General features: G+C 39.9%; 26 protein-coding genes and 1 pseudogene. 18 read left to right on the plus strand and 9 right to left on the minus strand.

Annotated elements, in window-relative coordinates:
* Window positions 1–139 precede the first annotated feature (139 nt).
* The 5 genes from HG267_RS37765 (at window position 140) to HG267_RS41800 (ending at window position 2,797) form a co-directional block, all read left to right on the plus strand.
* On the plus strand, window positions 140–529 hold the full coding sequence (locus HG267_RS37765) for a hypothetical protein (RefSeq protein ID WP_045873559.1): 390 nt from the start codon (window positions 140–142) through the stop codon (window positions 527–529).
* Between the two features lie 189 nt (window positions 530–718).
* Window positions 719–1,450 carry a hypothetical protein gene (locus tag HG267_RS37770; RefSeq protein ID WP_045873655.1) on the plus strand — a complete coding sequence of 244 codons (732 nt, stop codon included), beginning with the start codon at window positions 719–721 and terminating at the stop codon, window positions 1,448–1,450.
* A gap of 336 nt (window positions 1,451–1,786) precedes the next feature.
* Window positions 1,787–2,086, plus strand: a complete 300-nt coding sequence (locus tag HG267_RS37775) for a hypothetical protein (RefSeq protein ID WP_045873560.1) — start codon at window positions 1,787–1,789, stop codon at window positions 2,084–2,086.
* Window positions 2,087–2,156: 70 nt separating this feature from the next.
* A complete protein-coding gene (locus tag HG267_RS37780; protein ID WP_045873561.1) occupies window positions 2,157–2,420 on the plus strand; it encodes a hypothetical protein in 264 nt (87 codons plus the stop codon).
* A gap of 65 nt (window positions 2,421–2,485) precedes the next feature.
* The gene (locus tag HG267_RS41800; RefSeq protein WP_304412436.1) at window positions 2,486–2,797 is read left to right on the plus strand and encodes a tyrosine-type recombinase/integrase; all 312 of its coding nucleotides are present in this window, start codon (window positions 2,486–2,488) and stop codon (window positions 2,795–2,797) included.
* A 338-nt stretch (window positions 2,798–3,135) separates the two neighbouring features.
* Here HG267_RS41800 and HG267_RS37790 read toward each other — a convergent pair whose 3' ends face one another.
* Window positions 3,136–3,324, minus strand: a complete 189-nt coding sequence (locus tag HG267_RS37790; RefSeq protein WP_045873562.1) for a hypothetical protein — start codon at window positions 3,322–3,324, stop codon at window positions 3,136–3,138.
* 453 nt (window positions 3,325–3,777) lie between these two features.
* Here HG267_RS37790 and HG267_RS37795 point away from each other — a divergent pair, with 453 nt between their 5' ends.
* Window positions 3,778–5,235, plus strand: a complete 1,458-nt coding sequence (locus tag HG267_RS37795; protein WP_045873563.1) for an ATP-binding protein — start codon at window positions 3,778–3,780, stop codon at window positions 5,233–5,235.
* Entirely contained in the window at window positions 5,232–5,681 is a 450-nt protein-coding gene (locus HG267_RS37800; RefSeq protein ID WP_052335373.1) for a hypothetical protein, read from the plus strand. Before HG267_RS37795 ends, HG267_RS37800 begins: the two co-directional genes overlap by 4 nt.
* Here HG267_RS37800 and HG267_RS37805 read toward each other — a convergent pair.
* Window positions 5,631–6,941, minus strand: a complete 1,311-nt coding sequence (locus HG267_RS37805) for an IS701 family transposase (RefSeq protein ID WP_096621593.1) — start codon at window positions 6,939–6,941, stop codon at window positions 5,631–5,633. The two genes, HG267_RS37800 and HG267_RS37805, sit on opposite strands and share 51 nt — an antisense overlap.
* Between HG267_RS37805 and HG267_RS37810 the strand changes: the two genes are divergently transcribed.
* From HG267_RS37810 to HG267_RS37830, 5 genes are all read left to right on the plus strand, one after another.
* On the plus strand, window positions 6,940–7,962 hold the full coding sequence (locus tag HG267_RS37810) for a tetratricopeptide repeat protein (RefSeq protein WP_052335374.1): 1,023 nt from the start codon (window positions 6,940–6,942) through the stop codon (window positions 7,960–7,962). The genes HG267_RS37805 and HG267_RS37810 overlap by 2 nt on opposite strands.
* A 731-nt stretch (window positions 7,963–8,693) precedes the next feature.
* Window positions 8,694–9,011, plus strand: coding sequence for a hypothetical protein (locus HG267_RS37815; RefSeq protein ID WP_045873565.1), 318 nt, complete (start codon window positions 8,694–8,696; stop codon window positions 9,009–9,011).
* The gene (locus HG267_RS37820; protein ID WP_045873566.1) at window positions 9,008–9,376 is read left to right on the plus strand and encodes an aspartyl protease; all 369 of its coding nucleotides are present in this window, start codon (window positions 9,008–9,010) and stop codon (window positions 9,374–9,376) included. Before HG267_RS37815 ends, HG267_RS37820 begins: the two co-directional genes overlap by 4 nt.
* 102 nt (window positions 9,377–9,478) lie before the next feature.
* Window positions 9,479–9,700 (plus strand): hypothetical protein, encoded by a 222-nt coding sequence (locus HG267_RS37825; RefSeq protein WP_155539573.1) that lies wholly within the window; start codon window positions 9,479–9,481, stop codon window positions 9,698–9,700.
* Window positions 9,701–9,816: 116 nt separating this feature from the next.
* Window positions 9,817–10,314, plus strand: coding sequence for a hypothetical protein (locus HG267_RS37830; protein ID WP_045873567.1), 498 nt, complete (start codon window positions 9,817–9,819; stop codon window positions 10,312–10,314).
* 73 nt (window positions 10,315–10,387) lie between these two features.
* On the opposite strand, the gene HG267_RS37835 is transcribed toward HG267_RS37830, so the two are convergent.
* Window positions 10,388–11,359 (minus strand): hypothetical protein, encoded by a 972-nt coding sequence (locus HG267_RS37835; RefSeq protein WP_045873568.1) that lies wholly within the window; start codon window positions 11,357–11,359, stop codon window positions 10,388–10,390.
* 150 nt (window positions 11,360–11,509) lie between these two features.
* Here HG267_RS37835 and HG267_RS37840 point away from each other — a divergent pair, with 150 nt between their 5' ends.
* Together HG267_RS37840 and HG267_RS37845 are read left to right on the plus strand one after the other, a co-directional pair.
* A complete protein-coding gene (locus tag HG267_RS37840) occupies window positions 11,510–11,740 on the plus strand; it encodes a helix-turn-helix domain-containing protein (protein WP_045873569.1) in 231 nt (76 codons plus the stop codon).
* 90 nt (window positions 11,741–11,830) lie between these two features.
* On the plus strand, window positions 11,831–12,358 hold the full coding sequence (locus tag HG267_RS37845; protein ID WP_081584128.1) for a DUF6155 family protein: 528 nt from the start codon (window positions 11,831–11,833) through the stop codon (window positions 12,356–12,358).
* A gap of 140 nt (window positions 12,359–12,498) precedes the next feature.
* Here the strand turns inward: HG267_RS37845 and HG267_RS37850 are convergent, their stop codons facing one another.
* Window positions 12,499–16,335, minus strand: coding sequence for a hypothetical protein (locus tag HG267_RS37850; RefSeq protein ID WP_045873570.1), 3,837 nt, complete (start codon window positions 16,333–16,335; stop codon window positions 12,499–12,501).
* Between the two features lie 52 nt (window positions 16,336–16,387).
* Here HG267_RS37850 and HG267_RS37855 point away from each other — a divergent pair, with 52 nt between their 5' ends.
* Entirely contained in the window at window positions 16,388–16,609 is a 222-nt protein-coding gene (locus tag HG267_RS37855; protein ID WP_052335375.1) for a hypothetical protein, read from the plus strand.
* A 389-nt stretch (window positions 16,610–16,998) separates the two neighbouring features.
* Here the strand turns inward: HG267_RS37855 and HG267_RS37860 are convergent, their stop codons facing one another.
* Window positions 16,999–17,751 (minus strand): DUF6753 family protein, encoded by a 753-nt coding sequence (locus tag HG267_RS37860; RefSeq protein WP_228045670.1) that lies wholly within the window; start codon window positions 17,749–17,751, stop codon window positions 16,999–17,001.
* 285 nt (window positions 17,752–18,036) lie between these two features.
* Between HG267_RS37860 and HG267_RS37865 the strand changes: the two genes are divergently transcribed.
* The gene (locus tag HG267_RS37865; RefSeq protein ID WP_045873571.1) at window positions 18,037–19,224 is read left to right on the plus strand and encodes an RNA-guided endonuclease InsQ/TnpB family protein; all 1,188 of its coding nucleotides are present in this window, start codon (window positions 18,037–18,039) and stop codon (window positions 19,222–19,224) included.
* 47 nt (window positions 19,225–19,271) lie between these two features.
* On the opposite strand, the gene HG267_RS37870 is transcribed toward HG267_RS37865, so the two are convergent.
* The 3 genes from HG267_RS37870 to HG267_RS37880 all read right to left on the minus strand — a co-directional run bounded on the left by HG267_RS37870 (window position 19,272) and on the right by HG267_RS37880 (window position 22,012).
* Window positions 19,272–20,237 carry a cobalamin biosynthesis protein CobQ gene (locus HG267_RS37870; RefSeq protein WP_235623117.1) on the minus strand — a complete coding sequence of 322 codons (966 nt, stop codon included), beginning with the start codon at window positions 20,235–20,237 and terminating at the stop codon, window positions 19,272–19,274.
* A 205-nt stretch (window positions 20,238–20,442) separates the two neighbouring features.
* Entirely contained in the window at window positions 20,443–20,865 is a 423-nt protein-coding gene (locus tag HG267_RS37875) for a hypothetical protein (protein WP_045873573.1), read from the minus strand.
* Window positions 20,858–22,012: a ParM/StbA family protein gene (locus HG267_RS37880; RefSeq protein ID WP_045873574.1), complete on the minus strand. Its 1,155-nt coding sequence runs from the start codon at window positions 22,010–22,012 to the stop codon at window positions 20,858–20,860. Before HG267_RS37880 ends, HG267_RS37875 begins: the two co-directional genes overlap by 8 nt.
* Window positions 22,013–23,122: 1,110 nt before the next feature.
* Here HG267_RS37880 and mobV point away from each other — a divergent pair.
* Entirely contained in the window at window positions 23,123–24,850 is a 1,728-nt protein-coding gene (mobV, locus tag HG267_RS37885; RefSeq protein ID WP_045873576.1) for a MobV family relaxase, read from the plus strand.
* Window positions 24,851–24,866: 16 nt separating this feature from the next.
* On the plus strand, window positions 24,867–25,310 hold the full coding sequence (locus tag HG267_RS37890; protein WP_045873577.1) for a hypothetical protein: 444 nt from the start codon (window positions 24,867–24,869) through the stop codon (window positions 25,308–25,310).
* On the opposite strand, the pseudogene HG267_RS37895 reads toward HG267_RS37890, so the two are convergent.
* Window positions 25,307–26,618 (minus strand): annotated as a pseudogene (locus HG267_RS37895) (IS701 family transposase). The gene HG267_RS37890 and the pseudogene HG267_RS37895 sit on opposite strands and share 4 nt — an antisense overlap.
* Between the last annotated feature and the right edge of the window lie 58 nt (window positions 26,619–26,676).

Raw genomic sequence — 26,676 nt, forward strand, 5'->3', positions numbered from 1 at the left:
GCGGAAATTCTTCACAAGATTAAGTTGAATTTAGTAAGTCGAAAGTCGGAATTTTCAAAATACTTCTTACTTTCAATTTGCTACTTCTGAAAATATATTGGCTTACGCCATTTGGTTAATGAAGTTTACGGAACAATTTATGCCGTCACGCAAATCTTCTACTCCTACCATTCAACCAATAGATGGTTCAATATTAGGTGAATATGCCGTGAGCAATTACTCCGAGCGTGTTTACTCAAAAGTTTACTATTCTATCCGTTCTCTTTGTGGACTTGTTGCCAAACGCTCTCTCAAAGAAACTTTTGATTGGGATGAATTTAAAGAACGCTTTACTACTGATTTTGGTAATGTTGAAGAAAAGCGATACACTCTAGAGCAATTACTAGAATATGCAAATCGCAAATTTGGTAAAAGCCTTGAAGATTTGATAGTTCAAAATCAAATATCTTGGCAACGTAGACAAGAATATGCCGAGCGCAATCAGATGCATTACCAATCAGAGACGATTGAAGATAGCACTCACTACTAATCACAATAATCCATATTAGCAATTTCAAATCCTCCAGTATCATTCCCGACTGGAGGATTTTTATTAAAAGCGATTTATCTCCTCAACTCATCGCTTTTAATCAGTAAACTTTTGTGGCTATCTGTCTACGGAATTACTCGCTTCACAACTTGCCAACTCATCAATATTCAACTATCTGCTGTTATCAATATGCTACAAAACAGCTATATTGTTTGGTCAGGAGCTTCTTTAATTGATGGTTCTGCGATCGCCCTGATTTTGACGGGATTTGTTTACCCTACATCGAATCGCAAAACTGGAAGATTGATTCAATCTTGGATTTTGCAGCAAGAATTCGTGCCAACGTCAGCAGCAAGAAATGGTTTAGACCAGGGAATTTGTGGGAACTGTCCCTTGAAATTGAGTCAGAGCGGTAGCTGCTACGTTAATCTATTACCTGTTAATAATATCTACCGCAAATACAAAGCTGGTACTTATCCCAAACTGGGTACAAATGAAATAGAAGTTTTGAAACGATATCGCTATCCAGTGAGAATTGGCTCTTATGGAGACCCAACAGCAGTACCGTTTGAGGTTTGGGAGCCAATCATTTTAGCATCGAAAAAATACACTGGTTACACGCACCAATGGCGAGTGTGCGATCGCCGTTGGCAGAAATATTTAATGGCTTCGGTGCAAAGCCAAGCTGAAGCGGAGTTAGCACAAATTCAGGGTTGGAGGACTTTCAGAATCATCGCTCCTGATGCTCCTTTGAGCCAAGGCGAAGTTCTGTGCCGTCATACCGAAGATGACAGAATTCAATGCGAGACTTGCTTATTATGCGACGGTGCATCCTCAAAACCGAATGTAGTCGATCCCGTTCACGGTTTAAACTGGAAAATCTCGAATTTTCTTAAATACACCGAATCAGTATCAATTTAATTGCAGGAACTCTTATCTGTCTTCTCAAAATCATCAGACCCAGGAGTCAGAATTCAGGAGTTAGAAGAGTTAAATAATTAGGAAAAGACAAGTTCCAAAATATACTGGATTCCTTCTCAATACTGCTCGGTTAAGGATTTTCAACTTGGAATTTGGTTTGGGGAAAAGGTGAAAGGGTAAGGGTTCAAGGTTTTTTCTTTCCCCTTTTCCCCTTCCCCTTTTGCCCTTAACCGACAAGTATTGGATTCCTTCTTAATTCTGACTCCTGACTCCTGGATGCTGAATCCTTACAGCCTTACGGCAAGAGAATTTAGAACAGAATGTAAGGTGCTATCAATGGCAGAAGTATTAGATAAACCACAATTTCAAATATTCACTCACATAAAAACGGGAGCAAAAGTAGGAAGAATTTATTTTCCAGCTTTGTTTCTGGCTGAGTTTCACGCAACTGTATACCAATGGTTGCAAAGGCAAGAAATTATTTTCAATGAAAAAGACATCAAACAATATGGTGATGGCTCATTTCGACTTTATTTTAGAACTAATAATTCACTTGAAAGCGAATATTTTCAGTTAGTAAATCCACTCACAACTCAAAAGCATCAGAGTTATTTTGAAAATAACTTTCCTGATTAAACCTTGGTATAGACAAAGAAATTAAGTGCAACGCAAATTTAGTAAACCCCGAATGCAGGAGAAATATTCTATGCAATCAAACTATCGAAGCTTTCTGGGAAATCCTAACATCCAAATTCCACCTCTTGCTAACTTTCAAACAAATTACCCAGCAAAGCTAGAACGAGAAACAATTAAGCATACGCTGATTGGCTCCAGCCAAGCTGTAATGGCAACAATTCGTATTTTGCATCAACTCGGTTATGCAGATATAGGTAATTGGAGTCCCTTATTACCAACGAACAATCCTGGGGAAGTGATGAGCATTTTAATTCGGTCAATTAATGTGCATTAGTCAGAATTATTCCCCTAGTCCCCAGTCCCTACTCTAGGAGAGCGATTTTTTCGGGGGAGATGGGAATGGCAATGCGGGAAGATGACCCAATGACCAATTCTGAGCAACTTGTTATCTACCAGCTTCATATTTTTATTTTGGGCATCAGTCCCATGATTTGGCGTAGAGTCTATATTTTCCAGTCTTCTCGACGTGGCCCGTTGGCGCATGATACGATCGCCGGCATTGTTGAGCGATCTGGTGAATTAGCTGGTTTACCTTTAAGAGTTCATGCTCATATGCTGCGGCATGGAACAGGTTATTATTTGGCGAATCGAGGCATTGATATCCGAACAATTCAGAGTTATTTGGGGCATAAAAATATTCAGCATAAGTAGCTCAGTGTTAAAAATTATTGCTATGACAAGGCAGGAGGCAGGTGGCAGAAGGCAGGAGGGAAGAGGGTTATAGCTTTGTTTACTTTTCTTAACTTAGTTTTGTTTTTTCCCACCGACTTACTTACTGTTCGTTACACCGAACTTAGATCTACAAAATTTCAAAGGCTTTGGGATGATTAATATTTAAATCCCTTGGTTAATTTTTGCCCATCTCCCCCCGAAAAAATCGCTCTCCATTAACTAATACAATGCCTTCAAAAAAGTAAAGTAGGGCAGGCATCTTACCCTACACTTTAAACACGAGGTTAGCGACTATGATTGAGAACCCTACTTTTGGATTACACTTGCTTTTTAATCAATGGAGTTAGAGTCTGAATTAATAAGGCAAATGCACGAATTAAGATAGCTATTGCCAAGATTGTTTCAGTTCCCCAATACTGAGGGGAGGGTATATTTGGTTCTACATCAGTTGGTACAATAATGGTTGGTTTGCTCGTTTGGATTGAATGTTCAAGTCGAGATTGCATGGTATTTCTCCCGTGAGGATTTTTGGTTTGGTATAAGGAGAAGGTTGTTAGCGCTAACTTCGCTTTCCACACTTTTAGAATGCCGTACCCAAACGGGCGAAAAATCTCCTATTTCGGCTCATCTTGGGCAAGCTATCAAAAGTGAGCCAAAATTGAACCTCAAAATCACTCCTGTAAAGTATATGTATCCGATGGGCACAACAATCCGAAAAACTGCAACTTAGATCAGTAGTTACTTAGCGGGACTTAAACATTTTTGAGGCATAAACAAGCCTCAAATTCATACAGGGCAAGGAAAATACGCTAAAGCCTCAAAAATGCTTGAAACCCAGATATATCAAGAAACTAGGCAAATCGATGTCAAAGTCTCTCTATATATACATTTGAGGGTTTTTTATGGCTACTTTTTGTCTAAGTCCCATTAGGAATGTGTATACAAGCGAGAAGCACCCTATGGCGGTTACTCTTAAAGCATCAAAACAAGGTTTAGAAACAGTTGATCAAGCAAGAAGAAAGAAAAGATGGAGCGCAACAGCAGCTTCTTGGTGTGACGCTGCTAAGACTTCAGTTGCAACCCTGAAAAGGTTTAGGCGAGGGAGACCAATTGATGGAGATGTATTTGTTGCTATTTGTAAAGCTGTCGGGATAGATAACTGGGAAGCCATTGTCGATGACACCCCAACTCTCCAAGATTCCAGACCAGAGTTTTTTGCCTTTGATGATGCTTGGGTAGGTCGAGAGCAGCTAGTTAACGAACTAAGTACAAAGCTTCGTGGGTCGTGTCGTCTTTTGCTAATGCTGGGACTCACGGGCATTGGTAAAACTGCGTTAGCAGAAAAATTGGCAGTAGAAATGCAAGACTGGTTCGGTGGCGACTGGAAGAACAGATTCAAGCGAGCTAATTTTGACTACCAAGACAAATCTACAGACTTTGCCAGTGTCGCTGCTAGGTGGCTAGAGGAGTGGGAAGAGAAAGTTCCAACAGAGGATAATAAGCCAGAAAAATTGTTGCAGAGATTAGTAAAACATCTGCGCGAAAATCAGGTACTTGTGTTGATTGATTCTTTGGAGAAACTGCTGACAGGAAATGAAGAAGACGGCTGGAGTGATTTTGTAGACGAGTGGTGGGAAAAATTTTTTCTGAGCTTATTGTCAGCAGAATCCTGTCAAAGTCGGTTAATCGTCACTTCACAAGATTTACCAGTTAAGTTAGTAGACTCTCGGTACAAAAATTTCTGGCATCGCCAAGTTTTATATGGATTAGACGAAGCTGAGCAGGAGGCATTGTTTGAGATAACTGGGCTAGATGTCAGTGAGGAGTCACCAGATCGCCCTCTACTGATGCGACTTGGGAAAACTTACAAGGGTCATCCCCTAGTTTTACGAGTGATAATTGGGGAAATTTGTGAGTCTTTCAATGGGAATGTCCAGGCTTACTGGAATGATATCAGCAGCAAGATAGAAGAGGTAGAAAATGCTCTAGCAGAAGCAGAGGCGGATGCTAAGAAAATAGTGGGAGCAGACGACGATTGGAAATTACATAAGCTGACCCGAAAAGTACGATTAGAGGTCAATAAGCAACGACTAAAAGCTGTCTTTGAGCGTTTGGAAAGTCAGGTTAAGGATGCGTACATTTTGATTTGTGCTGCTTCAGTATATCGTGCTCCAGTGCAAGAAGAAGGGTGGTTGATGCAGTTGGCTAACTTGGTGAAGCGTTTAGAACATCAGCAGTGTAGCAGGGAGCGCCAAGAGAGAGCATTAGAAGAGCTATGCTATCGGTTCTTGGCTGAGGAATCAGTTAACCACAATAATAAGCGTGTCCTGGGACAACACAATTTAGTTCGCAGTGTGGCACTAGAACGCCATAAACAGTTGGTACAACGCTTGAAGAATGAGGCGAAATCAGCATGACAAGTAATTCGCAAACACCTGGTCAACTACTCTTTGCCAAATTGGAAATAAATTTGGATGAAATTCCGATTGAGCAACTAGCGGATTACACAGCAGTAGAATACTACCTGACAGTTGAGGATGAGCCACCACCAAATGCTACTAATCTAGAGAAGGTGCGCCACTACCTAGAAGCGTTTCACCATCTGTGCGAGGTAAAGGATTGGAATTCTGCGAAGACCATTCTGTTGGATCGGCAAATTGGATCGCAGCTTCAAACCTGGAGCAAATATCGGGAGATGATGAATTGTTATCAGAGGCTAATTGGGCATTTAAATGCCCTAGACGAGGTGACTTGCAACAGAGGATTGGGTAATGCCTATTTCTTTCTATGTATCTATCCCTCTTTTGTCACTCTAGGCAGAGGAAAAGTAGAAATCAGGGTGAATCAGGGATATAAAAATTGAACTGGTGAGGCTATAAATAATAGATTGAAGTTTAAAAAAACCCAAAGCTAATTGAGGAATAGGAAAAACCGTTAACCAGGGATATATCAGATTAAATAAAGTAAAAGGTTGAATAATCAAACGAAGATTGTTAAGAATGTTCTTCCAGCCATTTCCATTATCCCACCAAGGATGTGAAACAAATTTTGACTCTCGTTGTGATGGAGACTGAAACAGTTGCTCCGAATGCAGACTAACCATTAAATAAGCACTGCAAATAATTTCCCACCATCGCTCAATATCTGGGTAGTGAGTCAGGCGAAAATCTGACCAACCTAATTCATTCTTACTTTGTTTTAACCCGTACTCGACCCAAGTTCTTAAACCGTAAAAATTTCCAACTTCTCTTGGCGTAATGTCTGGATATTTACTCATCACATACCAAGTAGTGTTATCAGGCAAATTTTCTGGATCTGTAGTAATTTGCCAATATCTAAGTTCTCCACGTTTTCCCGGAATAATTTCTCTAATAAATCGATTTTCCCGACTCAAGTCAGAGAATACCCTTTGAAACTTCTGCCACTTTAAATATTGAATATGTTGTCGTGGAAGTATTTCTACATAATGATTTGACCGAATCGCTACTATATAGTTCAAGTTTAGTTCATCTAATACAGATATGAAATTCTTACCACTCTCTCCATATAAGCTATCTGCAAGTACTAAGTTGAATTTAAAACCCATTGATTGTAGCTTTTTTATCAGTATTGCTGCTATTTCTGGTTTAGTGCGGTACTTATCTCCTGCCTGTAATCTTTCCCTGGGTTTATACACTTCAAACAGTAATGGAAATGTCATCCCACAGAAAACACCATATACTGTCACTGCCACAATTCCATTATCTGTTTTTCCCAAATTTCCTATATACTGCCGTTTCACATAATCTGTCTTGCTCCCTTTCTTTTTATCCCCTGTCTCATCAATAATTAAAATGATTGGTCTACCTTTTAGCACTTGTAAAATTAACTCTAACCTTAAGGTTCTTAACTTTTCTATATCCCAAGGTGATGTAGTTAGAAAATGATGCAACCCTTGCTGGTTATCTAATCCTACGATTTTTGCTATTTCTGGCAATGTTTTACGTTTTAGATCAGAAATGCAGCCTACATGGAGATATTTAAAAGCCTCGAAACTCCTAACATCTGGAAACAGACTTTTATACCACTGGCAATATTCGTCCACAAATTTGACTGTTGGTGCGGCTGGACGGGGCTGTACCATGCTCTGTGTCTTGGTTCTAGCATTTTTACCTTATTATACTACTGCCAGAGTGACAAAACAGGGCTATTCACAAGCAATTCATTACTATGAACAAAGTTTGAGTTTGTCCTGTGAAAATGGCGATCGCCAGGGTGAAGGCACTGCATTAGGCTGTTTGGGTAATACTTACTTTAGCCTTGGGCAATATCAGCGGGCAATCGACTTCTATCAGCAATGGCAAACGATAGCGAAAGAAGTTGAAGATCGCCAAGGTGAAAGCATGGCCGTAGGCAATCTGGGGAATGTTTACTTTAGCTTTGGGAAGTATCAGCAGGCAATCGATTTCTATCTACAACACCTAACCATTGCGCGAGAAATTAACGATCACCAGGGTGAAGGACGTGCCTTGGGTGGTTTGGGGAATGCTTACCTTAGCCTTGGAGAGTATCACCGGGCAATCGACTTCTATCAGCAATGGCAAACGATGGCGAAGGAAATTAATAATCGCCAGGATGAAGGCGGTGCTCTAGGCAATTTGGGACTTGCTCACTACAGTCTTGGAGAGTATCAGCAGGCGCTCGAATGCCATCGGCAACACCTAACGATAATGCGGGAAATTGGTGATCGCCACAGTGAAGGTCTTGCTCTAGGCAATTTGGGACTTGCTCACTACAGTCTTGGAGAGTATCAGCAGGCACTCGAATGCCATCAACAAAACCTAATCATTGCACAGGAGATTGGTAATCGCCGAAGTGAAGGCGCTGCCCTGGGTAATCTGGGAACGACTCAACTCAAACTGAAACAGTATCCAGAGGCATTAACTCATAATCAGGCGGCATTAAGGATTTTTCGAGATATTGACGATCGCTCTGGTGAAGCAGAGGTACTCAAAAATTTGGCAGACATCCATCAAGCCCTAGGTGAGGTTAAGGTAGCACAGAAATATTGCCAGCAGGCATTGGCACTGGCAGCGGAGTTGGGCATTCCATTGCAAGCGGAGTGCCAGAAGCTAAAGGAAGCAATCGATAGTAGCTGTCAGTGACATTCTCTGGAGCAATATCCGATTCACGATTGAAGGCAACAACGAGATTATGAATTGTGTCAAATTCGCCAGGTAATATCGCATAGCCATAAAATTGATCGCCACGGGCATGAAGTTTCGCAACATGATCATGAATCTCTGATTTGATGGCATCAACGAGTTCATGATCATCGCGGTCAAGCCACGCTTGTAGGTCAGTTTTTGTCATCAGAAATACTGGTTTCTTTGGAACCAAGGGTCTAACTTGGCGATCGCTCATTAGTAAGATTTGGGAACCAATGGTTCCCATTTGGGATTTTATAATTAAAAATAGACAATAAATTTGTGACTTGAAGAAGATTTTGGACAGGTTGTCCATCTTTACCTGACAAAAACGTCCAAAAAATAATATAAAGGAAAACTAAACTGTTAAAATTATATGCCTGTATGCAAGTTAAAGGTTAAAGGTTTTGGTAATAGCGATGCCTTCGGCGGCAAGCTACGCTAAAGTTTGTAAGAAATCCCACAAGTTAGGGGAACAGTTGGCATCTGAGTAGTATTTATATAGATTTGCGTCCATGTTCTTCTTCCATTTTTGTTATTATGTCCATTTTCTTTATCCAAAAAAAGCGATCGCTTGATTAATGCCTTAACGAAGTTATAAGTATTTCCGCTTACAACTTGTCCAACTTCTGCTTCCAAAACTTTCCAAAATCTTCTTAAAATCACAAAATTTTCATGAGGTCAAAAATATGACACACTCTTCACCCGAAAGAATTGTCAGACGTGGGAGAGTATTTCCGGAAATTCAATGGACAGAAGCACAAAAAGCTCAAGAAAAATCCAGAAGACAGGCATTTTATGAGCGTTGTTGGGTAATTTTTGAGCGTTTAAAACCAGAAATACTAGATAAATACTATGGTTGGTATATTGCCATTGAACCTGATAGTGGGGATTATTTTATTGATCGGGATCAAGAGGTAGCAAGTAAAATGGCCAGAGAAAAATATCCTCATGTGATTCATCATATTTTTGGCATTAACGAAACCGGAGTTAGTGGCAGAATATGATTGAGGGGAGATTTGGAGATAAAGGTCAAGTTTACTTTGAAATTGATTTAATTGGAGGGGATGACTTCAGTTTTCCTATAGAAACAATGTTAGATACAGGATTCACTGAATTTTTAGCTATGAACAAACAAGATGTCCAAAGTCTTGATTGGTCTTTTTTGCGTCAAAATAAATTAAGAACTGCTCAAGGAGAAACTGAATTTGATGTTTATATTGGTAGGGTAATAATAGATGCTCAAGAGTGGGAAATTCCTGTATTTGCTGGAGATGAAATTCAGGAAATTTTACTAGGTTCTCGATGGCTGAAATTATTTATATTAGTCGCTAATTATAGCCAAAATATAGTAAGTTTAGAGTTAATTTAATTCATATGCAACTAATTGGTGCAATGGTGAAATACCAATGGTTGCTTTTTAACGCTTACGCGCTGCTGAGGGATGAAATTTAAATAGGAATTAGTCAATAAAATGTCCTATATCACCACAGACATCGACCGTGAAATTGACTTTTTGATGCAGGAGCGCGATAGGTTAACACTATATTGGTTTGAGTTAGGCGAGGCAGACCGTACCTGTAATTTACCACCATCGTATTCACAAAATTACTGGTATCTACTTGGATGGCATGACAGAGACTACCAGATAGAAATCGCCTTTCAACCGCAATTCTCAACTTTTGAGCATTTCTAGAATCAGTAACACCTCTAGCTTGTAGCTGGGGGTGTTGAAATATCTGCAACTCCTATGGGGAAAGAACTATAAAAAGCCAGCACACACTTCACGCAATTTTACTGGAGACACGGAAAATGGAAGATATTCAAGATTTTTTGAAAAATGCGATTTTGGCGATCGCCACCATATATGCAACCCTGATGATACTTGATTTGTTTACAGGTTTAGTAAAACTTTGGAATGCTTGCGGTCAGCGACAAAACAACACGGCATACCAAGTAAACGACGAGGAAGTGGCAGACAAACCTACTTCGCAACCTTCTAATAAACCTGTAAATAATCCAGAATCTCTATCAATTGTGGTAGCTGACAGCACCGCGCCAAGCATAACAGATAATATTGACACTGAATCCCTAACGCTTTTAATAGAAAAACTGCCCCAGCCTCGCATTCGTACCGCAGCCCGACGTTTAGGGATTGCAGACAAGGTGAATGGTCATTACCAGCGATTGGCGATTCTGCGAACACATCTGAAAGCCAAGTTGACATCCCAGCCCACGGAAGTAGCACGGGTACTGAGTGAATTGACGCTACAAACTTCCACTAGCAAAGGAAAAGTTCTTGCTGGCTAAATAGGTAGGCACTCAGCACTATTTTATAGAAAGCAACGACACAGCCAATATTTGCATCGGGTAACTTTTATTTCTAACGGAGTCCGTACTCTTGTTCCACATCAGCCAGCAATTTTTCTTGTAACGGCGAAAGGTACGGTAGTGGTTGTTTCCCTAACCCTAAGCAAAGCCAATCTACTGCAATATCTCGGTTTTCAATTTCATGCAGCCGCCGCAGTCGCGCACACAGTTGTTGCATAAATTGGCAGTCATTGTCTAACAGTTCTAGGGACTTGAGATGTTCTATTTTCACGGTATACTCAGCATCCCAAGTCTCAAGAGTGCAACTATAATCCCCAACATGAGTGATGACACCCCAACAACCACTCCTGCCTTTCAGTTCTGGGTTATCTTTGGGCAGTAGAGTACATACTTCCCCAAGGCGGTAAGGATTCGGCACTTTGGTTCTTTCCCGAATTTTGTCCACAATATCCTGAACAATACGACCAGAGGGAATTTTACCACCAGCAAGTTCTACTGCCTTTTGCCAAGCTTGACGTTGTTGTTCCGGTTCTAAGGGAACCAAAGGTCTGACTTGGCGTTCGCTCGTTGGTAAGATTTGGGAACCATTGGTTCCCGTTTCATCTGAATTCTCGATTTGGGAACCATTGGTTCCCATTTCATCTAAGTTCTCAACTTGGGAACCATTGGTTCCCGTTTTATCTGAATTTTCAATTTGGGAACCATTGGTTCCCATGAGATTGTCAACCACCAATGAACCAGCTATCAAGTAGTTCACATGGCGATGAGTGAAGCCAAACCGGGAACGGCAGTAATCTTCAAATGTTGCGTGAGTCGAACGGTACAAACGTCTATCTCGTAGTGCTTTCAATGCTTTAGCAGCTGCGTAAAATGCTCGTTCAACTTGCCTTTCTAAAAATATGCGATCGCTCCACTCTTCTGTGGTAAGTTCGGAGCTACTAACTACTTCAACTGGTGTAGTCTGGTTGGCTTCTAAGTCGCTCTTGGGGGGCAGCAGGTTCCTCTCACTGGAGATGTTGGACATCTCGCTCATACTTCTACCCCCCTATCTTCAAAGAAAAGTCGCTATCGTTTGATATCTTTGATACCTTACCATAAACCATAAACTTATGGTTTATGATTTCAGATAAACTGACAATTTATAGTTGAGGAGAGTTGAAGGGTTAAGGCATCAATGAAAGTTAGAAGAACGATAGATGTAGAAATCCCCAGTCTGGGAAAGAGAATTAGACAAGCAAGAGAAGCCGATAAGCGCTCTTTAGCTGAAATCTGCCGTCAAATTCCCATGACAACTATGAATTGGTACAAAATAGAAGCTGAAGAAACAAAAGCTTTGCCAATCGAAACTTTACGGCGCATAGAAGAGGTATTAGGAGTTAATTTTAGTATCAACTTTGATGAATAACCCAGAATTAATTTTTTCAAATTCACGCTTATGAGTGAGTTAATTATTTGTAGAATCTGTCAATTCTCATGAACCTGACTGATGCATAAAATGACACAGCAAAAAATAAATCTCACCCATCTCAAACAATATCTCAAAAGTTGTTCTCAAGAAGAATTGATTTTGGACATTGCCGAACTCTTTAAGAAGTTCCCATCAGTGAAAGATTATTACCAAATTAAGCTCTATCCCCAAGAAGATAAAGAAATTGCTACTAAGTACAAAAAAATTATTGAATCGGAGTTTTTTCCCACTCGCGGATTGGGTAAGGCTAGACTTTCTGTGGCTAAAAAAGCTATTTCTGACTACAAAAAAATCTGTAAAACCGATGCTGCTCTGATTGATGTCATGCTTTTTTATGTAGAGCAAGGAGTCAAATTTACCAAGGCTTATGGGGATATTGATGAGCCTTTCTATCTCAGTATAGAAGGGGTATATGAGCAGGCTGTAGGAATTATTATCAAATCCAATTTACAAGATATCTTTCAACAGCGTTGTCGAAAGATTATGGAAAATACATCAAGAATGGGATGGGGATTTCATGATACTTTGACTGAAGTATATCAAGAGGCTTTTTGAAACTTTATTACTAATTGTTCTTATAAAAATTATTCTTTATAAGTCTATTTGCAATTAATGCTGGCTCAGAATGTCCTTATTGTAGGTCGGAGCGTTACTTATTGCTAACTCCTCAATTATGGAGCTAAATACAAACTTACCTAGCATTCGTATTCTAAATCTTTTGTTTTTACTGTAACGACCTTCTGAGTAGTAGCCTCTCTTTGGGGTAAATTACGCCTATCAAACTCTCCATTTTCTGGAATGTATGCTGCTACTGGTATTCCTTGATGAGCTACATAGTTAATAATTCCAGATGTTTCTATGCTGCCGACTCCAATAACTATATCATCGGGTTGTTTTAAAAGTTGCACAGCAATTTTTACATTGGCTGCGGTAGATAAATCAATTTTGATATCTTCTCGCGTTTGCGCCAGTTGTTGAATTGTCAGCAAAACTGATGAGGGATTTTCTGACTTGTATGGTGAAGCATTCACAAAGTGGACTGTATTAAAGCCTCGCTCTACTGCTCGGTCAACAGCACGCTTTACCATGTTACACATAACCATATGGGTTTTAGCTTGATGTGCTTGGTCAACCGGGGCTTCAAAAAATACGACAGTGGTAATCGCCGGCTCAATATCTTCTTGTTCTTTAGGAGATGAGAGAACTACTTGGTCTTTAACCAAATTTTGACTAGCTTGCTCTTCTATTTGAATTTCTGGATACTTAACAGTCGCCGGATCAATGACGATATCTACATAACTAGCAGGGGCATGACTAACAGTACCAACAATCGTAAAACCATGAATTTCTCTACTGACTTTCGCTAGTCTTTCCTGCAAAAAAATTACTGATTGTTTGTTTAAACTTCCCAATATTTGATTTCCAATCGTAGCAAAAACTATTGGTGATTGGTAAGGGTTTTTTCGCCGCAGTTCCAGAGTTATGTTAGCTTGCTCTCCTTGCCATTGATGAGCAGCGAAAGCATATTTATTAATATTATCAATTTGCAACTTATGATGGGAATTTTTTAAACTTGTAACAATAACACTAGTACTGGGAGAGGAAGTAATAGCAGCGCTCGCCTGAAATCCAGAAAGCAGATGAGGAGAACGAGCATCAATAGTACCAAGTTTTCTACCTTCGACTATTATCCAACGAGCGGTCAGGCATGGGTCGCGGGGGTGAGCAGCATTCTCAAGTTTAATGGCAACCTTTTCACCTCTAAAATTTCTGTTAGCATATTCATTAAACTGAGTTCCAATTACTCTCATATTAGTCAATTGCAAGCGCTTCAGTTGAGCTAATACTTCATCGGTGAACAAAGAAAACGCTACACTAGCTCGACGTAAGCCTGAATATTGTTTACTTTCTTCTGTGTGACTCACGTCGTGAATAACTGCTGCTAACTGTAACTTTTCTACTGGCTGAAGATTATTTTTGATAGATTCTATATATTCTTGATTTTGCTGTTTTAAGGCATCTATCATACCCTCACTAATGCCAAAATTAAATTTTATACTACCTTGATTAATTATCATTCCTGGCTGTGGATTATGCTCTTGAACTGATTTAAGACTAATTGTGCCAAGTGGTACAACTGTTTCTGCACCCTCGGGAGTATTGTACTTAATACAAGCCAATAAATGATGTGGCATTTTAGGAGTCGGTTTTCTCGATTGTATCTGAATATTTATTTCTGTAGTTTTCCAAAATTTCGGGTTTTTAGCTGGTTCATATCTAATTAAATTAGTAATTTCTAATGTTCTCCCACTAGTTGGAGAAGTAATTACCATATATGGGCCTATTTCTAGCTTTCTCTGTTCTTCTAATTCAATTTGCTGTTTAACTAATAAGTTATAATTATTTTTTATCTCTTGAGCATACTCTTTCTGAACAGGGCTATATTCAACTCCTGGATACAAGTTTCTAAAAGTTTCAACGGGTTGGGCAACAAGTTGATTTGGTTCAAAAATTTGATTTGTCTGCTTAATCATTAAATCAATCGGACTATAACCATTAGTCTTCATACTTCTATTCGTAAAAGCCTCTGGATTTTTTTTATCAGCCAACCACTCAATTTGTTTGTAAGCCGTTATAGTCTGACAGTATTGAATAATAGAATCTTCAGGTCGTAAAGCACTTTTTGGCCCATCAGCCGCTACTTGTAGCTCATTACCTAGTTCAGCTAGGCAATCTTTCAATATTTTTTTGATTAACTGCAAGTGATTTTCGACTTGATTATTATCTATAGCTGCACTTTGTAATTGAGTAATTTGACTTATATGCTGAAGTATTTTATCTGGAACTTGTAATTTACCTGCTTGGTATTTAGCCAGTACATTCTCTAAATGTACTGATACTTGCCTGAGGTAATTCTTTTTTTCTTCGTGGGGTATGACATCAATTTCACATTGCAGTGCTACATTTTTTTGAATTTCATTAGCAATAATCCCAATTTTATTCTCCATTGCTGATACAGCAATTTCCTCAAACGTACCTTGATATGGAACTTTAGCTTTCTTGACGATATCGGGATAACGATTTTCTGGCAAGTTTTTTTCTTTCACTTCTGCTGCTAGCTGAGGAAAGTCTTTAGCTTGAGCAAAAGCTAGTAAATCACCATCAAAATCACACTGCATATTTTCCATTGCAGTTTTAGGATTTATGTAGACACAACCATCTAGCATTTGTGGTAGATGCTTGTTTTTTAAAGTAATCACGCCATTCGAGTTAATCAATGGCGAACGAGTAACTATAATTTCTTCTCCCTCTTGAATATAAGGTATGCAGATTTCATCACTTTGTAAATCTAAATTTGGTTGAGCCAGACCAGATGTAAACTTGATAGAGCGTCCAGTGGCAATTTCAACCCATTGTTTACGCACAAAATTTTGAAGTTCAGCAATGATTTTGGGATGTTCAATAATCTGGCAATAATTCTCTATGTCAGTTTTTAATAACGAATACATTAATAAGTCTTTTGGTTCTAGCTCTAAAGATTCACTTTCTTGGTTCTCTCCACTTTCACTACCCGAACTTAAAGTATCGAATATGCCAAATTTGTCTTCGATATCTGCTTCAATATTAATGATTTTAGATAATAAAGCTTTGCGGCGTTCGTAAGTTTCAATATATCGCAGTGCTAGTCGCCTGGGGTCTTTTTGGTCTTGAGCTAGTTTTTCTGCTTGCTGCTTGATAATGGGCAATATTTCATGCTTCACTGCTTGAGGATAATTGACTAAAATTTGAGTTCCTAAACTGTGTTCCCGATATTGAGCCACTGCTTTGACACCCAAACCAATAGTGAGCATATATTCTCCTGGCTTAATGGCATCTTCTCCTTTTCTGCCTTTAAAAGAAGAGGTTGCAAGTACCATGTCGTAGCCTGTTTTAGTACGCAAATTACTTGTTTTTAGACTACCGCCCATCCTAAAAAAAGTCTCTCCAAGTTTATCTAGCCTTGCAGGTGCCAGCGTGCCTTTAGCAATTCGCATCTCTGGGCTTTCTCGTTGGGGTTTGATACCAAGCCTAAATTGAAAAGCACGCAGTTTTATATTGTTGGCTTGAGCAAAATCTTTATCTATTAAACCCTTACAATCACCGACCAACATTTTGGCATCGTTGTTGGCTATGACACCGCCATTTTCTCCGGTCGTATCATCAATTACTAAAATTCTGACATTTCGTAATTCTTGAAAAGTTTGACAAGGTGTGAAAGGTAAAGGGTAAGCTGCTCCATCTGAAGGGTTGGGGTAAAGTTGTTGGCGAACAGTAGGGTTGTCGGCAAAAAACATTCTCTTACCTGCCGAAAACTGTAGAGTCATGCCGTTATGCTCTCCCAAATCTTCTGGGACTGTCGCTTCAAGATAAGCTGTACCAATGCTAAACTGCACACCTGGAAATAAATATTCAGCCAGTGTGTTATCAAGTTTTTCTTTTACCCCTGTATCTTGCTTAGTTTTTGTATCAAAATGATTGAGCGTTAGAGTCATAGAAGCATGTTAAGCACTATTAATTCCGCAAAATAAGTGAATACAAATTAGAATGAGAGTTGGTATCGCACAAGAGGCGAAGCAGATGGTTAAGCAAGCAAAAAAAAGCAGATACCAGCTAGTAGCATCGATGACTGCTGAAGAACTGCTTAGTGAAGGATATGTAAGTCTGGATGACTTATATGATCCCAATGAAGAAATAGAAAAAAAGGCACTTATACAAGAAAAACAACAGGTGAGAGAAATCGGTTGGCAGAAAGAGGAAGAGTTTTAGCCAAATGCAGAATTAAGCAAATTCTTATAGCTAAATTGGTAAGAATTCAGCACCCAGGAGTCAGAAGTCAGAAGTCAGAATTTAGAGGTTATCTAGTAGATTAGTAAATTAATTCTTAAGCAGAATTCAGGAGTCAGCATCCAGAGCGGAGCCGGAGACCCTCCGCCTCCAGTCAGAATTCTATTTCTTCTTTGATTTAGTAGGTTTAACTGCTGGTGGCGCTTCGCCCCACTATTCATTCTGAATTCAGAATTCTGGCTCCTGAGTTCTTTTTCCCTCAAATATTTCTCCTCATTCTTTAACTCTTCTGGCTCCTTAATTCTGACTCCTGGATTCTTAGCTAAATTGCTTAATATTTGGAAACTTTAAACCATCAAAATTGTTTGCATTCACTCAACAAACTTACGCTTATCTGGAGGGGTAGCCCAGATAAGGCAATGTCCTGACTTGGCTTTACGTCCGTATTGTGACAAGACGATTCCTAACTTTTGGACATCCTTAAGGCACTGTCCATTCTCTAGGTAGCCCTTATTCCACTCGATTAAATTTTTAGCAAACTTTCCCTCTTTGGACATTGCCCAATTCATTGCTTCCAATTCATTCCAAGTCAAGAGATTTGACTGTACATTTGTATATCCTCCACCCAGTATTCCAGCAATCCAAGGTGGGACGCTCATGCCCATAATGAAGCCCATGCCCAAGATAAAAAATAGTAAGAGTGCCGCAGGAAATACAGCAGTGAGAATTTTTCTGCCCTCTGCTAGCTGTGCTTTGTGAATGAGGGCGTGAGCTGCTCTACCTATAGCAACCTTCTGCCGCTCGACTGCCACCTGTTCCACTAGTTCCAAGTTACGAGCTAAGTCCCGATTCCAGTTCTTGAACAGCAACTGCAAAGTGTCGGGTGCATCTTTCAGCATTGCTTCTAGTTGTCCGGTAGCAACTAACACTAAGAATAAAGGATCATCTTGGGATAGACCACTACTAAGGGCAAAATCCATGACTCGGCGCTTAAAGGCTTCGCTTTTTCCCTGCAAGGCTTCGGCCAGCAATTTATCAGGAGTCAAAGGTACGGCTGTTTGGTCAGAAGGAGTGGGAAAAAAATCTTCGTCAACTCTATCTGCATCTACTTCTTTGCTTGTCATCTAGCACCCCCAGGAGACTCCTGCCACAACGTTCGCGTAGCGTTCCGCAGGAAAGTTTGGCGGTGAGGATGCCAGTCGCCTGCGGAGGGAAACCCTCCCGCAGCGCTGGCGCAGGAATGGGGACGAGCGAGAAGCTTCACCCCTGAGTCGAGTCGTTGCTATGCAACAACTCGACTCAGGGGTGAGCGACACTTCGACAAAGCTCAGTGACCGCGAGTGAGTAAATGAACTTTGAAACATAGCGGGTTGTACGTATTTCACAGATTTAATGATAAAATGTGAAGTATGGAAAAAGCCTACCGTTACCGTTTTTACCCAACTACCGAGCAAGAACAGATATTGCGCCGGACAATTGGTTGTGTGCGGTTGGTATTTAACAAAGCTTTGGCGGCGAGAACCGAAGCTTGGTATGAGAGGCAACAGAAGGTTGATTACGTTCAGTCTTCTGCGATGTTGACGCAGTGGAAAAAACTTGATGACCTCCAGTTTTTGAATGAGGTTAGCTGTGTACCATTGCAACAAGGTTTGAGACATCTGCAAACTGCTTTCACCAATTTCTTTGCTGGTAGGGCGAAATACCCCAACTTCAAAAAGAAACGTAGTGGAGGTAGCGCAGAGTTTACCAAGTCTGCTTTCAGGTGGAAAGATGGACAAGTCTACTTGGCTAAATGTTCTGAACCATTGCCAATTAAATGGTCTAGGCAGATCCCCAAGGGATGTGAACCTACAACCATCACAATTAGACTTGAGCCTTCTGGACGTTGGTTTGTTAGTTTGAGAATCAACGATCCGTCTGACGAAACTTTGCCGCCCGTTGATAGCGCCGTGGGACTGGATGTTGGCATTAGCAGTCTCGTTACCCTGAGTACGGGTGAAAAGATTGCTAATCCTAAAGCGTATGAGGCGCACTATCAAAAGCTCAGGAAAGCGCAAAAGTCTTTGAGTCGTAAACAAAAAGCCTCTCGCAACCGAGATAAGGCAAGACTCAAAGTAGCGCGAATCCAAACTAAAATCTCTGATGCAAGAATTGACCATCTGCATAAACTGACAGCTCGACTGATTCGTGAAAACCAAACGATAGTGGTTGAGGATTTGGCGGTTAAGAATATGGTCAAGAACCCCAAACTTGCCCGTGCTATCAGTGATGCTGCATGGTCGGATCTGGTGAGGCAACTGGAATACAAGGCCAAGTGGTATGGTCGAACAGTAGTAAAAATTGACCGATGGTTTCCCAGTTCTAAACGCTGTGGCAACTGTGGGCATATTGTTGATAAACTGCCGTTGAATCTTAGAGAGTGGGATTGTCCAAACTGCGGAACACACCACGACAGAGATATCAACGCCAGCCGGAATATTTTGGCGGTGGGACACACCGTTACAGTCTGTGGAGCGAACATAAGACCTGATGGGCATAAGTCTAAAGGGCAGTTGCAAAAAACCCGTAAGGGAAAGAAACAGAAACCCAAGTCGTGAGTCTTGGGAATCTCCCGCTAACCTTGCAGGTGTAGCGGGAGAGGATGTCAATGCACTATCCCTGTTCCAGCAAAGGCTGCGTAAGCTTCCTTGAGGAAGTTCTTGACTCGTTGCTTTGATATCACCTTGAGATCGGGATGGGCGATCGCTGCTTCAAAAGTCACTCCCAATCGGTCAACCATGTTTCGCTCCCAAAAGGGAAACTTGGGAAAGTCCATGACGATGAAATTATATTTAGTTTGAGCAGCTACAAACTCTGGCATCTCCTGAATATATTTCCAGTCATCGCATAATCCCAGATTTCTCACAAATACATGGAGCATACTTTCTCCCAAATCTTCTAAAGACTTAAGGAAGAAATTTACGGAATCAACTCCACCGGTACACACAAACCATTTAACGAATTTAATCGAATTTTCCTTGCCTATTTCAGTCAGATCGTTATCTTTTATCCAATTAGTCACTTTTGAGTAAACTTGAGCAGGCAAGTTAACAATTACTGAGTTTTCAAATGCCAAGTCAAATATTGTGTCTGCCTCTTTAGCTAGCTTGTCATCATCACTGAAATATGCAGTTTCTACATTGTCGTAAATATTGACAATATCCTGGTTACTTGTATCCGCATCTACAATTACCACATCATGACCAATGGCAGCACAATATTCAATAAATGCTCTGGATAAAAATGATTTACCTGCGCCTCCTTTTTCTCCATCTACAATGTGAATAGTTGTAGATATTTTAAAAATTTTTTCCTGCTTATTTAGGTTAACTTTGCTATCAACAGATGTTGGTATCTGCAACTCTTCTGGATTTTCATTTGCTGCTAAATCTACTTCAGATTCAAGGAAGATAGTAGGAATATCAAGATTTTCTCCTTCTATCAGTAAATCTCCTCTAGTATCTATGTCATCTAATTTTTGGATATCACCTTCTAACTGAATCGAATTATCTTCTATTTCTTGTTCCCAAGCGACATCTTTTATTTGAAGATTATCATTGATTGTAGACATAGCATCATTTTCTACTTTGGAGTTTGATGACTGATTAAGAGTGCCACTAGCAAAATTATTAGCATTCTTTCTTGGCCTACCTCTTTTTCTTTTTTCAGGATTGGGAGTTGGTGCTGTAAAGTCCATAATGCCAATTGATTAGTGATTCAAGTAGTAATTGGAAAAAATCCTCGCCCGTAGAGTGAATTAGTGGTAAAAAACTGACTTACCAGTTTTCAAAAGAATTGATGTCATAATCAAAGCTTCCTATCATTTCTTTTTGTTCCTCTATAGTGGGAGGAGCTTGTACGGTTTGGGCATGAGATTTAGAGTCACTTGATGAAGGCGATCGCTCTGTATTAAAAGTCAAAAGTAAATTATGAGAATTAGATACACCGGCTGCGCTATAAATTTGCGTGAGTTGGTGTAGCAAAGTATAGCTAGCATCACTGACTACTCTTTGTTTAGTAGCTTCGTCACATTCTGATGAAGCAATAGCCAATGGTAACCAGAATGCTCGTAGGGCGAGCAATATCATCTCTGTAGTACTTGTAACGCTACTAGTGGCAATGTAATCAAGCATTAAAGCATCCATCTTGTTACGCGGCTGATAGCGCCACCGAAAATTCATACGAGCCTGGTTAGACATGGCTGAAAACCTCAGCATGACGAGCAAAATGCTGTTTCACTCTTTCGTCAAAATATAAAAATGCTCCGTAGACATCTGCCAAACGGCTGGCAAGACAGTGCTTATCTAAGGTTTTGGGAACCGAAACACCAGTAAATATGCAAGGTGTAGCTGGATAATGCGAATTCAATTCTTTTTTTATGTAATCCGCAGTGCCACCACAAAATAATATTTCTTCTACGTCCAGTGGCACAACCTGATCCAGCCAACTCGTGAGGGCTGTAACGTATTCATATCGGGCGATTCTAATCGCGTTTACAATTGTCGTTAATTCAGATGTGCGCCCTTCCCTACTTCTAGAACGCAACACTCTTACTAGGGGACGAGTATCAATCTCAGATCCTGCTTGGGCGATCGCTCCCGTCAAGCGCTCTACAGTTTGCCCTGAAGTGGCAGTGACTACTTTTTCTAGCATCCGTACCATCCCTAAGTCAGAAGTTTTTCCTTCTTTGGAAACAATACCCCGATAGGAAATCAAGACCGACGTATTACGAAAGCCCACCATCACTACTACACATACTTTCTGCTTCAATACCTCTCCCATGCGCCTTTGGTGAGATAAATAAATTCCTGCACCTTCTGGCAAGCATTTGAACATCACGCACTCTACCTGCATCGTCACACCACTAGCCAAATAGTCTGCACTATAAGTACGTAGTAATTGTTCAAATTCCACTTTGTTCTTAAACTCTCCAGGCGGTAACAGAACAGAGAGTGCAATTCTTATTTTGAGTGGTAACCGGAGTCTTTCTTTAATTACCCAAATTGCTGCTAAAGTTTTATAAATCGCTCGTTCGTACTTCAACTCAACTAGTCCTGCATTAGCGTAGTACTTATTTTGAGCTAAATATCCTACCGCCTTTGTCTGACCATTAACAGACACCCACGCCCGGTTCTCTGGATCAGTATCTCCCATCAAATTTTGTTCATGAGTTTTAATGGAATCCTGCGTTATATCCCCTACTTCCGGTTCCATAAACATCGAGTACGCTTCCGAACCTCCATACAGAGAATAAATTCCTTTGGTACCGCTCCCCCCAAAGTCCAGAGCAATAATAACTAATGGAGTAGAGTCAAAATTATTGATAGTTACAGTCTTTCTTTTCATGGAAATTATTCAAAATTAATTTTTACATGCTGTATGTGGAGACATTTGGAGCTTAATGATTAATGAGACTTATGGATTCAGCATTTTTCGCGTGCAAAAGTTGGCTCCAGTTAGCTCCTCTCAAAATAAATTCCTTGAAAAATCCGTAAAAGCTTGACAGCAAGACTTTGAGACTCATGTTAACTAGTTGTATATTCAATATCAGCACATAAAAATAATTCAAAGTTTCCTTCAATAAAAAATGATGTGTACCGTCCAGATTAAATAACGAAAAAAATTTTCGGGCACTCATAATTAAAATTGTGAACTCACTACACAATTTGTGGCAGAGAAATTCCCAAAAATTATTTTGTTTACCCTGAGAAAATTTGGATTTCATCCTATCTACCAATTTGAAACTTCCTCTCGTGAGCAACCAGGAATGATTATTAGCGTTACTTATCAATGGAAAAGAAATATTTTGTGGTTGAATGCCCACTAACTCAACTAAGCTGTCCATAAATTCAAATATTACTTTCTTCTTTTAGTAACTAACTTTTGATAAAGCCTTGCCATTGAACAACAGACAGATTCTCTACTACCATACATATCAGTAAAACAGTATGTATAAAAATAGCTCAAAGCTATATTAAGTTACTTATCTATCAGAACGCAGAAAAAAATACTGAAACTATTGCCTAATATGAATTACAGCAACTCTACAGAAAAATAATTTTGTGTATAATTACACTATTTTTGCAAATATGATCTTGCAATTTGTAACTGTCTATAGCAACCATATCAGCGACTTTATCAGTTAAAACACACAGAAATTAAATAAAAAAATTGACCCTGATTTTTATTAATACGTAAGACTAAAGGTAGATTTTATTGCAATTTTAATTACCGTAATGTGATAATTACATCCAATGAAATTATGTAATTGATATCAGCTGTCGGGTATACAACTTGCAGCCTCAGAGCGGGCTTTCCGTTCTAATGCTACTTGCTTGCTACAATTCGGGGAACAGTAAGGGTGCGTGGCTTCCCCACAAGAGATTGAAAAAATATTTGTGTGAATTAAAAGCGTGGCAGCTGATCCACAAAGTACTTACATCACGCGCCAGTGTTATGTCGCTAGCTGTCTGTAGAATACAAAAAATTAAAAGCTGGGGATTGCTAGGGGGCAACGAAGCTCACACTAGCAGAGCAAGAAACACACTCAATGCAAACCCAGAAGTAACAAACGTTACGCTCTTTGGTAATTCTGACAACGCCAATTTAGTAGCCTTGGTGAAAGATAAAATCGGGTTGCAGAAAATTCGCTCTAATGCTGTTTTAGCAGTGGAGATGATACTGAGTGCCAGTGCTGAATATTTTTGTCCTGAAGGACTTTTTCAGGCGGAAGCACAGGACAAACAGCGTTTGTCAGACTTTGCACAAGCAACACTTACATGGTTGTGTTCTGCTTGGGGCGATCGCCTGCTGAGGGCTGAATTACATTTAGATGAAATTACACCTCACGTTCATGCTTACATTGTGCCATTGGACGAAAATGGAAAGCTCAACTGTCGTGCATTGTTTGGCACTAAGGAAAAGCTATCTCAACTGCAAGATAGTTTTGCTGATGCTGTTGCACATTTAGGTATTTCTCGTGGCATTAAGGGTAGTGCTGCTACCTACACATCAGTTAAGAAATATTACACCGCCGTATCTCGCTCTTCTGAAATCCTCGATTTAGAAAGTTACCTGCCTCAACCTCGAATACATGAAGCAAGCGAATCCTATCGAGAACGGGTGATTGAAGTTCTAAGGGAGAAACTAGAGGTAATTAATTACCAATTGAGCGATCGCACTGGCTTGCTCAAACAAAAAGCCGAATTAGAGAAAACGGCATTAAGAAGCGAAAAACTCAGGGCTAGTTTAGAAAAAGAATTACTTGCTCTACGCCAGGAAATAAAGCTTTTGCAAGATTTATCGTTGGAATCTGTGGCTTATAAACTGGGGTTAAATCAAGACCAGCAGGATAAGAGTAAGTGGTTGTCAAACCATCACGCGATCGCCATTACCAACTCTTCGTTTCACGATGATTTGCACAACAGCATTGGTAAAGGTGCGTTGGATTTGGTAATGCATGTTTACCAGTGTACTTTCGATGATGCGGTTGTCTGGTTGCGCGATTGTTTTGGGGAAGAGGGGATGCTGGCTGCGGTCACTCACCAGGCAAGAAGACAAGCTTTAAATATTGCTCAACAGGTTCCTCCATCTATATTTGAAGCCCCAACACCGGATCGCAATCGCTGGTTGGAAATTGAGCGATATCTGACACGCAATCGCTCTCTTCCCCAAAAATTGGTACAAACTCTGTACCAGCGTGGATTGATATATGCAGATATTACAGGTAACGCAGTATTTTTAGCCCGCAGTCTTTCTGCTGAGGTGACGGGAGCATATTTGCACCCGCTAGGAGTCCCTGGTGATACTTATAGTTTTTGTAGTGCCAGTAGGCGACGCTTGATGTCTGGGCATGGTTGGTTTCACTTGAGTATGGGTGAAAACTTTGGCAGTCCCACCACAGTAGCAATGTTAGTTTCTACACCTATAGAAGCTATGTCTCTAGCAGCTTTAAACGCTCCTCATCAAAAGAGAACTCTATATTTAGTAGCTGACAGGGAGCACGCACCTGCACCTGTGGAATTTCTAAAAAGCATACCCAAAGTAATTGTAGCTATGCCCAATGTAGCCGCAATCACACTTCAGAGAGAGCTATCTCATGCCAAACAGTTAGAACCGAGAACTTCTTGGAACCGACAGTTGCAACAACTTCACAGAGGTAAAAGCTGTGTCATATTGGAATGACGAGCAAAGAGAAATAATGTTACATTCTCTTTTCATTACTTTCAACCCTGTGGCATATCTGCTGGGAATGGCAGTGCTGGGATTTTTGGGGGGACTATACATCTGGTTCAAACCAACATCAAATATATCTCCACAAGCAAGGCGACTAGAAACTGCTACCGATTATGTAGATTGGGGCTACAAAATTATGAATGCGGATATGCCAGAAATAGCCAGAATTAATCCAGAGCGTCGTCAAGCTAATTGCAAACTTGCCCTACAATACTTTGAAAAAGCGATCGCTCTCAACTCCAAATTAGCTTTTGGTTATCAGGGAAGAGGAATGAGCTTGATTTGCCAAAACAACAAGCAGGTTGGTAGAAAATCACTTGCTCAAGCCAAAGACCTTTACTTGAAACAAGGTAACAAGCAAGAAGCTAATAACATAGACATAATTCTTAACCCTCTTTTGTCACTCTAGGCAGAGGAAAAGTAGAAATCAGGGTGAATCAGGGATATAAAAATTGAACTGGTGAGGCTATAAATAATAGATTGAAGTTTAAAAAAACCCAAAGCTAATTGAGGAATAGGAAAAACCGTTAACCAGGGATATATCAGATTAAATAAAGTAAAAGGTTGAATAATCAAACGAAGATTGTTAAGAATGTTCTTCCAGCCATTTCCATTATCCCACCAAGGATGTGAAACAAATTTTGACTCTCGTTGTGATGGAGACTGAAACAGTTGCTCCGAATGCAGACTAACCATTAAATAAGCACTGCAAATAATTTCCCACCATCGCTCAATATCTGGGTAGTGAGTCAGGCGAAAATCTGACCAACCTAATTCATTCTTACTTTGTTTTAACCCGTACTCGACCCAAGTTCTTAAACCGTAAAAATTTCCAACTTCTCTTGGCGTAATGTCTGGATATTTACTCATCACATACCAAGTAGTGTTATCAGGCAAATTTTCTGGATCTGTAGTAATTTGCCAATATCTAAGTTCTCCACGTTTTCCCGGAATAATTTCTCTAATAAATCGATTTTCCCGACTCAAGTCAGAGAATACCCTTTGAAACTTCTGCCACTTTAAATATTGAATATGTTGTCGTGGAAGTATTTCTACATAATGATTTGACCGAATCGCTACTATATAGTTCAAGTTTAGTTCATCTAATACAGATATGAAATTCTTACCACTCTCTCCATATAAGCTATCTGCAAGTACTAAGTTGAATTTAAAACCCATTGATTGTAGCTTTTTTATCAGTATTGCTGCTATTTCTGGTTTAGTGCGGTACTTATCTCCTGCCTGTAATCTTTCCCTGGGTTTATACACTTCAAACAGTAATGGAAATGTCATCCCACAGAAAACACCATATACTGTCACTGCCACAATTCCATTATCTGTTTTTTCCCAAATTTCCTATATACTGCCGTTTCACATAATCTGTCTTGCTCCCTTTCTTTTTATCCCCTGTCTCATCAATAATTAAAATGATTGGTCTACCTTTTAGCACTTGTAAAATTAACTCTAACCTTAAGGTTCTTAACTTTTCTATATCCCAAGGTGATGTAGTTAGAAAATGATGCAACCCTTGCTGGTTATCTAATCCTACGATTTTTGCTATTTCTGGCAATGTTTTACGTTTTAGATCAGAAATGCAGCCTACATGGAGATATTTAAAAGCCTCGAAACTCCTAACATCTGGAAACAGACTTTTATACCACTGGCAATATTCGTCCACAAATTTGACTGTTGGTGCGGCTGGACGGGGCTGTACCATGCTCTGTGTCTTGGTTCTAGCATTTTTACCTTATTATACTACTGCCAGAGTGACAAAA

This window comes from Tolypothrix sp. PCC 7601, from assembly GCF_025677855.1.
GTDB classification, from domain to species: Bacteria; Cyanobacteriota; Cyanobacteriia; order Cyanobacteriales; family Nostocaceae; genus Aulosira; species Aulosira diplosiphon.